Origin of the sequence: Bradyrhizobium zhengyangense (assembly GCF_022012555.1) — a bacterium.
GTDB lineage: Bacteria > Pseudomonadota > Alphaproteobacteria > Rhizobiales > Xanthobacteraceae > Bradyrhizobium > Bradyrhizobium zhengyangense.
Genome location: NZ_JAKLTZ010000002.1, coordinates 903,219 through 915,606 on the forward strand (window position 1 = coordinate 903,219; position 12,388 = coordinate 915,606).

Here is a 12,388-nt window from a genome sequence, read left to right on the forward strand (position 1 = left end):
AGGATCTCATTATGCCACTCCGCGAAAATGATCTCGTCGAACTAGCGTCTGAATATTGGAAGTTGGCGCGGGCTTTTGAACGAAGCATCGCGCTGACCCCGGACGCGCATCACAATCGCCTCAATGCGCAAGCTCGATATTCCAACGGAAGGTTAGACACGATTCTCGACCGAGCGGGGATCAAAATCACCACATTCGATGGCGCTGAATTTGAAATCAATCTGCCCGTAACTGCGGTAAACGCTGAGGACGTGAGTTCCGAGCATACGTGCATCGTAGAGCGCACCCTTGAACCCACGATTCTCCTGAATGATCAAGTGGTGCTCACGGGTAAGGTTTTTCTCGTAGAGAAGAAGGATCAGCAACAATGTATTTAGGCATTGATCTAGGCACGTCGAACTCGGCCATTGTTGGAAATAGTGGCGGCGAACTTCGTCATTTCAAAACCCCTGAAGGCACAGATGTGCTTCCGAGCGCAATCATGTTGGATCGTCGGGGCGGAATGTTGGTTGGCAAACGAGCCTATGACCAGGCAGCCTTTTCACCCGAGAGCGTAGCGCAAGGCTTTAAGCGCTTGATGGGCACGTCGAGTCCGATTCGCTTCGCAAACGGCACCACGATGACGGCCGAGGAAGCTAGTTGCGAGGTCATAAAAACCCTATTGGCCCAGGCTCGGATGAACGCTGGTGACTTCGGCATTGAAGGCGCCGTTGTTACCATCCCCGCCGCCTTCAACCAAATGCAGTCAGAAGCTACCATGAGAGCGGCCGCTGCCGCGGGCCTAACTCAAGTTGCCTTGCTACAGGAACCTATTGCCGCCGCTATGGCTTCAATCGCCCGTTCTTCGAACAAGAATGGGCAATTTCTCGTGTATGACCTTGGTGGAGGAACCTTCGATGCTGCCATCGTTCAAACAATATCCGGCTCCGCCACCGTCATCGCGCATGCTGGTATCAACATGCTGGGCGGCCGAGACTTCGATAGGGCTATCGTAAATTCCATAGTGCGGCCTTGGCTCCTTACTAATTTCGCTTTGGCTGACGACTTTCAGCGCGATGAAAAATATCAGCGGCTTATCCGGGTCGCACACTATCGGGCAGAGATGTCAAAGATTGCGCTTTCAACCCAGATGCATGACCGAATCTTCGCTGATGAAAGTCAGATCGGTGCACAGGATCGTAATGGGGTTGACATCTATCTCGACGTCGAAATCGATCGGGGTCAACTTGAAGAAATTGTAGTCGACGAAATTGATCGCTCAATTGAATTGTGCCGATCCCTTATTAAGGATGCAGGCTACAGCGCTCATGATATCGATCGGATTGTCCTTATCGGTGGCCCAAGTCGCATGCCGATTGTTCGCGAGAGGATCGCCGCGCAGCTCGGACTTCGGGTCGATCTTGACACTGACCCTATGACTTCGGTTGCCTTCGGAGCTGCCATTTTCGCAGAGAGCCGAGAGTGGACAAGTGACGGTGCTGCCGCAAAGGGGGCCCGTGCTACCTCGCAAACGAGTGACGTACGCTTCGACTATCCCGCACGAGTTTCATCTTCATCTTTTCGCCTTCGCGTTCGCGTTAACAATCCTCGACAGGCTTCCGGCTCACGTTTGCAGCTAAAGAGCGACGGTGGATGGGTGTCAGGGCAGTACGATTTGAACAGTGCAACCGAGATTCGCGATGTTCCGTTAGCCCATCGCGGTGAAAACCGCTTTGTCGTGGAAATCACGGATGTCAGTGGAGCCAGCACGCGTACTGACATTTTGGTTTTTCGCACCGACGCAAGTGCGGCGGGAATGCCCATGACACATAATCTGGCGGTGAAAGTCCTGGAGAGCACGGCTAGCGCTGAACAGAACACGCTTCACACGATCGTTAAACGTGGGACTATTCTGCCTAAGCGGGGCGCGGAGCAATTCAGAGCATCACGAGACCTGCGATCAGGAGGCGACGGATATCTCGACTTCGAAGTATATGAGCAAGCTGACGACGTGACTGACCCGTCTTTGAATCTGGCGGTGGGCGGGATCCGCATCAATGCGTCTGATTTGGCCACTGGCGACATCGTCCGACGAGGTGATCCAGTAATCATTCATTGGTCAATCGACGAAAACGGCTTATTCAACTGCAAGCTTGAGTTTCCGAAGATTAGCCAGACGTACGAAACTGGGAAAATGTACGTCTCAGCGGAAGGACACCGAAGTTACGATGGTTCGGAAGGGCAACGATTGGCAACAGAATCCCTAGCAAAGGCCCGAGATGACGTGGAAGGTCTAGAGCGGGCGCTTGGGACTGATGTTTCGGAGCTTGCTGGAGGTTTGCGATCAAGGATGGGGAAGTTGCGAGGAACGCTGGAGCTTGCTGCCGACGCTGATACTCGCAAATCAGTCTCCGAAGATGCTCGGCTGATTCGACAGGAAGTGGCGAGAATTAAGAATCGACCAGAGTTTGTTCGCAACAGTGTGCGGGCGGAGGTTGATCACTTCGTTGAGGGGTTCGCACTCAGTGTCGCATCGGTTCTCGATGAGCGAGTCAATACACAGGTTCAGCGGCTCGCTGCTTTGGCAAGAGAGGCACTTAATAGATCTGGACCTCACTCCATTCTGGACGCTCAACGCTCTCTCGATGAGATTCGGAGTATTGTCTTCAGCTCCCTCGCCAAATTGCCTGACTTTTGGATTGCTCGGTTTGAGTCCCTCGCTGAGAATCGCGCGGCCGCTATAGACAAACAGCTTCACGATGACCTGGTTCGGCGAGGGACCGTAGCGATTCAGAGTAGCGATCCTGATAGTCTGCGAGAAATCACCTTCAGACTAACCGACAACTTGGTGCAATCGTCGGAAGTTGGCAGAGGAGAGATCCTTTCGGGAATAACAAGAGATTAGCTAGATCGTGCATTTATCGCAATGTTACGACTCAGACGTTGTCTGACAATAGCTAAGTGGTCAGTGACGGGCGTGCGCTCAAGGATGTTGGCATTGCGGCTGGAGGCCTGTCGTTCTGTGCGCTTGTTATCGTCGCATCGATTTTGCTCGGTCCGATCATCGTGATCGTCATCATTGTGGTGGGCGGGCTCGTTGTCGCGAGTGAGCGCCATCGCCCGTGTCGTTTGAGAGCCGCGTTGCCGCTCTTGCCTTTTTGAAGCTGAGTGTCTTTATTTGGGAAGCTTACCTGTTCGGCACCTTTTGGGTGTTATGCTCAAGTTATTCAGAGTCGTGAATCATGCTGTTAGACGACGATGATTTTGATGGCGATTTCGGGTCGGACTTCGCCGAGAACTTTCTTTTCAAGACCCCGCTTTACAATTCCATCAAGCTCACCGAGCGGCGGAGAGACATTCTCTTCAACGAGGAGGATTTGCGACTTGACGGATTTTGCCCCGGATGTAGTGAGCGGAGGACATTTGCCAAACAATCGGGCTCCGTACCTCACGGGTTCCAGTTCACATCGCACGAAACGTACGTCACCTACGTAATCAAGTGCACGCGGCATGAACATCATCGGCTCAGGTTTTATATCCATGTGGGCCGAGCGGACTTAGCGAAGATCGGTCAGTATCCTTCGTTCGCGGATATTGCAATTGACGAGAGCAAGCAGTTTTCCAAGCTCCTGACGGCCCAGGACAGAGGTGAATTTCATAAGGCTCTCGGCCTTGCTTCTCATGGCGTCGGAATAGGTGCGTTCGTCTACCTGCGCAGGATATTCGAGCGGCTCATAAATTCGCGCTTTCAGGAGTACAAGGAAGCGGAGGGCTGGGACGAGAAGAAGTTCAACGAATCCCGCATGGCCGAGAAGATCGACATGCTCAAATCCCACCTCCCGGCGTTCCTCGTCGAAAACCGGAGGATCTACTCCATCGTCAGCTTGGGCATCCACCAGCTTAGTGAGAACGACTGCCTTGCCTTCTTTCCAATCCTCAAGCGATCGACCCTCTTCATCCTCGAGGAGGATAAACAGAAAAAGGAACGCCTTGCGGAGGAGGACGCAGTGCGAAAAGCTATTGCGTCCTTTAAGCCCAAAGACTAGCCCGAAGGATTCTCATAGGCCATCAAGAACTATTGCCGTCTCATCTCGTACGCGCTGAATTGATGGGTTGATTGAGCTGTTCGATACCCACGTCGAGAGAACTTAAAGGGCGAGGAGCCCAAGGCGGTTTGAGCGACCCGAGCAAACATCACTACATTCCGGTTTTCTATCTCAAGCAGTGGGCTGCAAACGGCTTTCTATGCGAAATGCGCAAGGTGTGGGGCAAGGTCGTGGCCCATTCCAAGGCGCCTGATGGCACTGGGTATCAAAAAGACCTCTACAAGATCGACGGCGTCCCTGCCCAGCTCGCACAGTACTTCGAGCGAAGCTTCATGCAGATGGTCGATGCTCAAGCGGCCACTTGCATACGGCGGCTTGAATCGGGCTCTCGCAGGCAGTGGAACGCGGCGGAGCGCGACGCCTGGGTGCGGTTCATTCTCTCCCTAATTTTCCGCAACCCGGAGGCCGTCGCTTTGGTCAAGGACGAGATGAAGCGGCTTTGGGCGGAAGGTATCGACAGCATCAGGAAAAACTATGACAAACAGCGACAGCCGGGTGATCCTGTAACCTTCGACGAGTTTCTAGCCAAGACCGACCCCCACGCTCCAGCGGTGGCGGCTTCAAACTTGCTGCAGCAGATGATGAACAGCGAACCGGTCGCTAACGGGATCATGGACCTCAAATGGGGGCGCGTGAATTTCCCTCATTCCCGGCACACCCTACTGACTTCGGACCGGCCGCTCGACATGCCCTATGGCCTTGGAATGAAGGAATCTTACGTCGTGTTGCCCATAGGACCCCGCATGATCTTCACGGGCACCCACGAACCGTTGAAGCTTGCGGGACTTTCCCCCGCGAGGCAGACCGCGATGGTTCGGGAGATAAACGAGCGCACCGTCCGACAGGCCCGGCAGTACGTATGGGGAGTTGATGACAGCGCCCTAAGCTTCGTAACCAAGTACATCTGCACCCTACCCGATCGGCAACTGATTTCCGACCGAACCAAGCAACTCGCCGAGAAACAGGCCCGGGGGGAGACCTGACCAAGGAGGTTGAGGTGCCTCGCCGATACCGCAACCGCGTCAATCGTCATGCACCGCGGAAGCTACCGGGCCAGTGAGCCTTCACGCTTTCAACTGCATAGCCTATCCCCCAAAAGCCCACCTTGCGGTTGTTTTCTTGGTTCAATACTATTGCGATGTTAGTTTGTTCACTGGGGAAGCGACAATGGCAAAAATGAGCAAGAAGTCCGCGAGGAAGGGTGTAAAGCGCGTAGGGAAGGCCAAGAAGGCCGCCAAGAAGAGCGCAGCAAAGAAGACAAAAAAGGTCAGGAAGTCGAAGGGCGGGATCGGCGGATTTTCTCGACCGCAGTCATGATCCGGGGCTGCTGGGCGGCATGCTCTACCAGTCAACAGGATCGAGTTCCTGTGCCGTCTGTGCAGTCGGAAATCTTTTATGGTTCTACGGCGTCGAGCGTGAGCGCCAACATGTCATCGATCGATTTCACAACCCTTCGAACAGAAAATTTCCTTACGTCACTCATCCGAGGCTGCTGGATGTCGTAGCCAGTTTCTTACCGCGCAAACCGCTCCAGTGGCGTAAGTTCACTACATTTTCGGTCGAACGACTGACGCCAGTCCTGGCCCACGAAACTGAGCAAGGACGCCCTGTGCTGTTGACGTTTCACATGCGTCACGTGAGGAAGGATTGGGCTGGCATCCACTGCGTATTGGTGGTGCATGCAGATGGCGCTGGCATTCATGTCATCGACTCGTTAGGACGTCGCGGAAGAGCGGGACCTAATTCGACGATTCTTCCCTGCAAGTCCCCCCATGGATGGCGTGTCGCGGGCGCTCCCCTGATCGTAAGTGCGGCACCGGCCCGCATCCTCCTCGGTTTACCTCGATCTCTAGAGAGTCCCGCGAGATTTCCATGAAAGTCATTCCCGACGCCTTATGGGGACTAGCCTCGCAGTCCAAATTTCACGCCTTCCATCAAGGCTGTCATCCGAACTTCTTCCAGCACCTGGAGCGGTTTCTGACCGCCACAATGGACGAGGTTCGGCTCACCGCCTCAAATCGTGTGGTGTTGGAGGTTCTCTCCACCATTGGCGTTGCCGATTTCGGTCAATTTCGCGATGCGGTGCTCCGGAGGGAGATTTCTGGCACCATCGAATACGAAAAACAGCGGGATCACTCATCGCACACCCTCTACAACTACCTGCTCGGTTGGTACTTTTTCCTGCACAGCCGAAAGCTGCGCGACGCTCTCGCCGTCGAGTTCAGAAAGCGCGGGGTCCCCAACGCTGCCCACCCGACTGAGCCATTCCAGACAGGCTCAGCCTTCTTCGGCTGCGTCTGGCAGTACGTCTCGCTCTTGCACGATATCGGATATATGTTCGAGGGGGGCCTAGCGCGGATGTCCCTCGAAGATTCTAGTAAGCAAGCGGAACTCGGCGCACACGTTGCCCGGCACTACTTCAACCGGGCCATATGGCTGGACTATAACATCGACTTGGTCGACACGCGCAAGCGTCTCTTCAACGAGCTTGGCGGCGATCTGGCTCCGCCAAAGTTTGATCGGACCGGAACGCTGGGAGACATCGCCGACGGACTTCGCACTGTGGGTGGCTTGAACGAACTATTCTCGGCCGTCAACAGCAGCCTTCCGCCGGCCGTTACGGGCCCGGAATTGGCCGACTTTTCCGGTGACAGCTTCGATCTCTGGGCACACCATTACGAACGATTTGGCAACCCGGGGATGGCGCGGCGATTTCGTTCTCTCCGAAAAGTGTTCAATGGGTTGATCGACAGCGGTCTCCCAAAGCCGAAGGTGCGCATTCTCGACCACGGCGTCGGTGGCGGCCTGCTTCAACTCCTAGCGTCGACGTACTACTACCGTCTTCGCGCCGCAGCGCTGCAAGTGAACCCTCCAACCCCGCTCGTCCAAAAAGTCATCGACGCTGGGGGATGGAGCCCGACTTTTTGGTGGACTGGTGTCGTATGGGGAACGGCAGCATCTGCTCTCCACAACGTCCAACAGCAAGATGACGCGAATGAATTGGACCCCGAGTGGCCCGGCAAGCTCGCGCTGGACGACGATCCCATCGCCTATCTCGGGATTCTTGTCGACGTTATCCAGGAATGGAATCGATATTCCGTTTTCAAGCGGCTCGATGTTGATCGGGAACCCATTCAAGGAATCGAGGTTGAGCTTGGCTTCCGAAATGGAAAGATCATTGTGCGGTTCAAGGAGCCGAATGCCGTGGACCGCGCAAAGGAAGTCCGCAAAGGCCTCGACAAGTCATTGTCGGCTTGGTCGGATATTGTGGAAATTCGACCGTAAAAAATGGCCGCGGCTGGCCCTCAGCCCGCCGGACGGTGCGTGACACCGGGTTCCCGGCTCCTATGCCCCTACGACGCCACGCGCTCGGTGAACGGACTGAAGAGTGATGCGGTCGAGGTCGCGCATCTTGAGCCCGAACACGTCGGCCAGCGCGTAGCAGGTGGTCCTCCAGCGTGCCGGTTCGGTGCTCGCCAGTGTCGCGATGCAGGCCCAACCGGCAGCTAGGGCGCAATCGACGGCAGCTCGACGTTCGAACTCAACCATACGCTCGGAGAGCGGCTGCTTGGAGGGCTTGGCAGGGTTGGTGGACACCTCGGAGCCCTGGATGAGGAACATGCTGTTGATGAGGTCATCGAAGCACCCGGCAGCGCGTAAGGGGGCGCTAGACGGGCCACCGTCGAGGTCACTGTCCCTGGTGGAGAGCACTGCAGCGGTCGAGGTCGGGTCATCGCCCCGGTCTTGAGCGTGGGCCATCGCCCTCAGCGCGCAGGCGAACGTCGCCGCATGGCTGGCGAGAGTCGCCTCCACGCCCTTGGCCCTCAGCGAGGTCGCCAACTCGTCCACGTCCCGACCAACGTCGGCGTTGCCGCGCGCGGGGAGGAACGGCAGGGCGGCCGCAGCTTCCTTTGTCAGTCCGTAGTGCGCGCCGTTGGTCAGGAAGCCGGACGGGATGACGACGAGCTCGGTGCCGTCGGACTTCGGGGTGCCCCTCCTCACGCCCATGGGAGCGCTCCTCCAGTTGACGCGGACGTTGGGGTTGCGAGCGTGACATGAGAGGTCGTCGCGGGTGCTGGGGGCGCCGGCGGTAGGGTCGTGGCGAACTCCTCCAGTGCCCTACGCAGGACGCACGATAGTGGCACGCCCTCACGCTCCGCTGCGGCCTCGTAGGTCGCTGCTAACGTCCTGGTCAGGCCTACGCTGACGATTTTTCGGCTCATGTCGTTCCTTCTCCTCGTTTCCGCTTGCAACTGCCGATGTTGGGTGTTTACGCGCAACATCGGCACCAACATCGGCAGTGATTTCGTCCTACGTTTTACAGGGTGTTTGCCGATCTTGCCGATGTTGCCGATATTTTGGGAGTTCGAATGAAACGGAGGAAAGTCTATGCACCTGAATCCTTACACGCCCTCCGAGGGCGTTTTTCGCGTCCGAGCGATTGGGGAGAAAGTACCCGGAAACAGCGGCAACATCGGCAGTACCCCGTAAAACATGATGCGAAACCGCTGCCGATGTTTGGATGAACATCGGCAGTTCGGCGAACATCGGCAGTGGTGTGCGCGTAAAGGGCACGGTCACGAGGCGTCACCCGCGGACCAGCGGAGCCACGACGGGACAGTGCCGACAATTTCGCCGGTCTCCCAATTCACCGCGATGCGGGTCTTGGTTACGAACGACTGGCGCGCTTCGATGAGCGTCGGGAAGACATAGCCGCGGACCATGGTGCCGCCCGAACCATGTTTGAAACGTACCTTGTGCACGTCAAGCACCTTGGGGAGGCGGATGCCGAACGAACGGACGTCGATGTGGCGTGCGGCGTCCCGTCCGGACTTCTCAAATGCTTCGAAGAGTTCGGGCGTAGGGAGGCGCATCCCCGCCCCTTCCTCGGTCCAGAACCCGGTCCCGCCCGTCAGGTGGTCGAAGACGAACTGAGCGACCGGTTCTAGCGTCCGGGCCTGTTGCTTGGCCCGTGCCGCGTTCTCATAGGGGAAGAACCGACCGTCCCCGACATCGAACTGCCGAAGCTCCCAGAAGAGACGGGCGAGCCCGCCCTGTTCGTACATTTCGGCGCGGAGGGCACCGAAGTAGGCGTCACGCTTCTCGCGGTTTCCGCCGAAATGGTCGGCCACTTCAAAGACGGTGTGACGGCGGTCGGAAAGCTCCGCATTGATGACATGTTCGTCGTTGCTGGCGTAGATGTACCGGGAGTAGCTGTCGATTGTGAACCCGTCCTTGCCTTTGGACTCGTAGTGGGCGCTAGGCGACGTGATGCTGCTCTTGACCTGCCCGTTGCGGGCTTTGTCGCCGGTCCAGAACGCTTCGTCGAGCAGCACCACAATGGCGAGGGCGAAGTGGCTGGTGAACTGCCCGGTCACCCGGTCCATGTTGTCGACCGCGATGAAGTGCTTGGGGTTGAACAGTGCCCCAACTATCTCAGCAAGCGTGGTCTTACCGACGCCCTGCTCCCCCGTAAGGGCGAGGGCCACACCGGGCTTCTCCCAAGGGCGCTGCACGAGGTGTGCCAGCCAGCGCCACACCCATTCGAAGCCGCGACGGTCGCCCCCGCAGATGATGTCACGTAGGTAGGCCTTGAACTTCTCGCAGCTCCCCTGCTCGCACGGCTCGCACGAGAACCCGCGCCACAAGTTGAATGCGTTCGACGTAACGGGCTTCCCGCCGGGACGCTTACCCATCGGGGCGAACGCGAGGTTGTCGTAGACGTGGCGGTACTCGGATTTGTACCACCATAAAGGCAGGTTTACCGTGAACGGCTCGCCCTCCTTGCCCTCATCGTCAAAGGACGGAAGCTCGACGTTGTACGTGTTGTAGATGGCGGAGAACGCGGTCGTGGAGAGGAGGCCTACGGACGTGTCGACTTGGCTGAGGTGGCGGCGGTCGAGCAGGAGCAGGTTGGCCCCATCGCGAATGGCGGCGTGGCGGTAGGAGAAAGCTTTGCGAGTGACCGCATAGGCAAAACCCGCGTCAGTCTTCGTGCCCTTGATGGCATCTAGTTCGTCCCACAGTCGCTTGTCGGTCTCCGGGTCGAAGTCCTCAACCGAGTGTGGCGGCTCGGTGCCGGGCATTTGGAAGATGCGGCCGTGGTGCGCCCATGAGAAAATGCGGTCCTTGTAGACGATGGCGATGCTGTCGTTACCATAGCCGGGGTCGAGCGGGTCGCGGCAGTAGAGCTTGCGCTTTCCCCCGTCCGTCAGTTCGTCATAGCGGCGGCCCAGCTCCCGCGCCGTGAGGGTACCGACGCCCACAACGTCAATCATCTCCGCGCCCCTCAGCATGAACGTCGGGTACCCTTCCTTGGAGCGGCCGACCGAGTTGATGGAGCGCGCCCACGCGGGGTTGGCCTTCAGGAACGCGGCCTCACGCTGCTTGCTCAGCGCCTTCACGTCGGGGCGGTTCTTCAGGTCCTTGACGATGGTGTCGTGCTTGGTGCGCTCCGCTGTTGTGAGGTCGGGGATGGCGGTCTTGGTGTCGAGGAATTCACCGTAGACGTGGTGCGGCGCCGGGCGGTTGCGCAGCTCATAGCCTGGAGGCGTCATGGCCGGGCACGAGAAGACAGGGCGCGCTATGGCTGAGAGGGAGGCGTCCACGGGTGAGCGGATGTGGACTGTACCGGCGGCGTCGACGAAGGCGTGACCGTGGCCCAGCAAGACGGAGCGTTCGGAGAAAGCCTTCAGCGCGCGAAGCATGTCTGACATGTCCTTGATGGCGAAACGGCAGTGCGTCCCTTCTGAGCGTTTGTGGACCTTGCCGGTGGCAATTTCCGTCAGGTCACCGTGCGAGCCGGAGGGGTGGGAAACGGCGTCAGCGTTCGCCAGAGCTGGGAAGATATTGATGAGATCTGCGTGGTAGGCGGCGGGGCCCCTGTACTCCAGCGCCGGGAAGCAGTCCTCAGAACCGCGGGGGTCGAGGTCGCAAACCAGAATGCCAGGAACGTCCTTGCGGTACTCGATGTGTGCGCCGCTGCGGGTGAACGACGCGTCTCCGCTGATACCGTACTCGACGACCTCACCAACGTTCTTACCCTTCGGCAGGCCCAGCATGACGTAGTTCTGCGGGTTGGTGAGCGAGGCGGTGAAGTCGAGCGGTTGCATCATCATCGCCAACTGGCCGCGGGAGGTGCCGTGCGCGTTCTTGCCCACGCTGCCGTCCGGATTGACTACGTACTCCTTCGCCCCACATTTGTTGGAGTCCATCGCGAAGGTGAAGGCCACTTGCTTGTGTCCCGCAGCCAGCTGAGCCGCGGTCGGAGATGCGACCGGAGCCAGCGGGTTGACAGGCGTCGGCGCGGCGGGCTGTGACGCGGTAACCCACGGAGCGGGCGGTGCTGGCACAGCGGCTTGCTTGAACGGCTCCGACTTCGCGGCTTCGCGTTCGGCAAGGACGGCCTTTGCGACCTCTACGGTGTCGGCCGGACCGCAACCGCAATAGCCGGTCTTGGGGTCAGCGGTGATGGCGCGGAGCTGGTCGTCAGTCACCGCGGAGTTGCGAAGTTGAGCTGCGAGGTTTGTCTTGTTCTCGTCAGTTTTCGCGTGCATATGTAGTGTACCTTTTAGTTTCGACTTCGCGCCGGTCGGGGTTTTCTTTTGGGATTGCCGGGCGTCGCACACAGAGCGGGGTGGTGGGTCTCAGGCCTTGTCGCTAAGGGCGAGCAAGCTCGTTCTTCCTTCTCAGTTGTCGGCCGCGGCAAATAGGGCCAGATGCTCAGACGACCAGATGGGCACGGTGGTCGCGGTCTCGCCCTCCCACGGCAAGCGGAACGTCGACGGCGCCAGCGGCACGCGCCTGATTTCGGTGACGCGAACCACGCGACCGCGGCCGGGGAAGATGACGCGATGGGAGACGCGACAGCGGGACATCAACGCACCGTCTCGGTGCCGATAGTGTCCTCAGTGATGCCAAGAGCCTTCTTCAGAGCGGCGGTAGCATTGCGTATGCGGGCCTTCAAAGCAGCGTTCTCGGCCTTCAGGGAGGCGATGAGCGCGGCGTCCGTCTCGGCCTGCTCGGCCGGCTTGAGGAGATGGTCGCGCATCATGCAGCCTCCCCGGTCTTCTTGCGGCCGGCGTTGGGGCGACGCGTAGAAGGCATCTCGGCAGTGCTCGTGACGCGCCTATCAAGCATCCAGGCGTCAAGATCTTCCTTGAAGTAGCAGACGCGCTTGCCGATGCGCGCGAACTTTGGCCCTTCACCGGAGATGCGCCATTTCGCCAGTGTTGCTGGGGAAACGTCGAGATAGTGGGCAGCGGCTTCGGCCGTTCGCCTTTCGAGTGCAGTCATGTGAAACC

General features: G+C 58.3%; 11 protein-coding genes. 6 read left to right on the forward strand and 5 right to left on the reverse strand.

Translation table 11 applies throughout. The features are described 5' to 3' along the window. The first annotated feature begins 11 nt into the window (after positions 1–11). From L6639_RS09490 to L6639_RS09515, 6 genes are all read left to right on the forward strand, one after another. Positions 12–377 (forward strand): hypothetical protein, encoded by a 366-nt coding sequence (locus L6639_RS09490; protein ID WP_237861081.1) that lies wholly within the window; start codon positions 12–14, stop codon positions 375–377. Then, positions 368–2,884, forward strand: a complete 2,517-nt coding sequence (locus L6639_RS09495) for an Hsp70 family protein (protein WP_237861083.1) — start codon at positions 368–370, stop codon at positions 2,882–2,884. Before L6639_RS09490 ends, L6639_RS09495 begins: the two co-directional genes overlap by 10 nt. Positions 2,885–3,221: 337 nt before the next feature. After that, a complete protein-coding gene (locus tag L6639_RS09500) occupies positions 3,222–4,025 on the forward strand; it encodes a hypothetical protein (RefSeq protein ID WP_237861085.1) in 804 nt (267 codons plus the stop codon). Positions 4,026–4,153: 128 nt separating this feature from the next. Continuing rightward, positions 4,154–5,068: a DUF4238 domain-containing protein gene (locus L6639_RS09505; RefSeq protein ID WP_237861087.1), complete on the forward strand. Its 915-nt coding sequence runs from the start codon at positions 4,154–4,156 to the stop codon at positions 5,066–5,068. A gap of 184 nt (positions 5,069–5,252) precedes the next feature. Further along, complete coding sequence (locus tag L6639_RS09510; RefSeq protein ID WP_237861090.1) at positions 5,253–5,402, forward strand: hypothetical protein; 150 nt, start codon at positions 5,253–5,255, stop codon at positions 5,400–5,402. A gap of 555 nt (positions 5,403–5,957) precedes the next feature. Next, a complete protein-coding gene (locus L6639_RS09515) occupies positions 5,958–7,370 on the forward strand; it encodes a hypothetical protein (RefSeq protein WP_237861093.1) in 1,413 nt (470 codons plus the stop codon). A gap of 60 nt (positions 7,371–7,430) precedes the next feature. Here L6639_RS09515 and L6639_RS09520 read toward each other — a convergent pair whose 3' ends face one another. From L6639_RS09520 to L6639_RS09540, 5 genes are all read right to left on the reverse strand, one after another. Then, complete coding sequence (locus L6639_RS09520) at positions 7,431–8,093, reverse strand: hypothetical protein (RefSeq protein ID WP_237861095.1); 663 nt, start codon at positions 8,091–8,093, stop codon at positions 7,431–7,433. Positions 8,094–8,662: 569 nt separating this feature from the next. Next, entirely contained in the window at positions 8,663–11,641 is a 2,979-nt protein-coding gene (locus tag L6639_RS09525; protein WP_237861097.1) for a primase-helicase family protein, read from the reverse strand. A gap of 132 nt (positions 11,642–11,773) precedes the next feature. After that, complete coding sequence (locus tag L6639_RS09530; RefSeq protein ID WP_237861099.1) at positions 11,774–11,962, reverse strand: hypothetical protein; 189 nt, start codon at positions 11,960–11,962, stop codon at positions 11,774–11,776. Beyond that, positions 11,962–12,138, reverse strand: coding sequence for a hypothetical protein (locus L6639_RS09535; protein ID WP_237861101.1), 177 nt, complete (start codon positions 12,136–12,138; stop codon positions 11,962–11,964). Before L6639_RS09535 ends, L6639_RS09530 begins: the two co-directional genes overlap by 1 nt. Next, positions 12,135–12,380: a helix-turn-helix transcriptional regulator gene (locus tag L6639_RS09540; RefSeq protein ID WP_237861103.1), complete on the reverse strand. Its 246-nt coding sequence runs from the start codon at positions 12,378–12,380 to the stop codon at positions 12,135–12,137. The genes L6639_RS09535 and L6639_RS09540 overlap by 4 nt, the downstream gene beginning before the upstream one ends. Positions 12,381–12,388: the final 8 nt, after the last annotated feature.

Excerpts from the sequence above, each read along its gene's own strand:
- L6639_RS09540 (WP_237861103.1), bottom strand. The coding sequence starts at position 12,380 with ATGACTGCACTCGAAAGGCGAACGGCCGAAGCCGCTGCCCACTATCTC.
- L6639_RS09490 (WP_237861081.1), top strand. The coding sequence starts at position 12 with ATGCCACTCCGCGAAAATGATCTCGTCGAACTAGCGTCTGAATATTGG.
- L6639_RS09510 (WP_237861090.1), top strand. The coding sequence starts at position 5,253 with ATGGCAAAAATGAGCAAGAAGTCCGCGAGGAAGGGTGTAAAGCGCGTA.
- L6639_RS09520 (WP_237861095.1), bottom strand. The coding sequence starts at position 8,093 with ATGGGCGTGAGGAGGGGCACCCCGAAGTCCGACGGCACCGAGCTCGTC.
- L6639_RS09515 (WP_237861093.1), top strand. The coding sequence starts at position 5,958 with ATGAAAGTCATTCCCGACGCCTTATGGGGACTAGCCTCGCAGTCCAAA.
- L6639_RS09500 (WP_237861085.1), top strand. The coding sequence starts at position 3,222 with ATGCTGTTAGACGACGATGATTTTGATGGCGATTTCGGGTCGGACTTC.
- L6639_RS09495 (WP_237861083.1), top strand. The coding sequence starts at position 368 with ATGTATTTAGGCATTGATCTAGGCACGTCGAACTCGGCCATTGTTGGA.
- L6639_RS09535 (WP_237861101.1), bottom strand. The coding sequence starts at position 12,138 with ATGATGCGCGACCATCTCCTCAAGCCGGCCGAGCAGGCCGAGACGGAC.
- L6639_RS09530 (WP_237861099.1), bottom strand. The coding sequence starts at position 11,962 with ATGTCCCGCTGTCGCGTCTCCCATCGCGTCATCTTCCCCGGCCGCGGT.
- L6639_RS09525 (WP_237861097.1), bottom strand. The coding sequence starts at position 11,641 with ATGCACGCGAAAACTGACGAGAACAAGACAAACCTCGCAGCTCAACTT.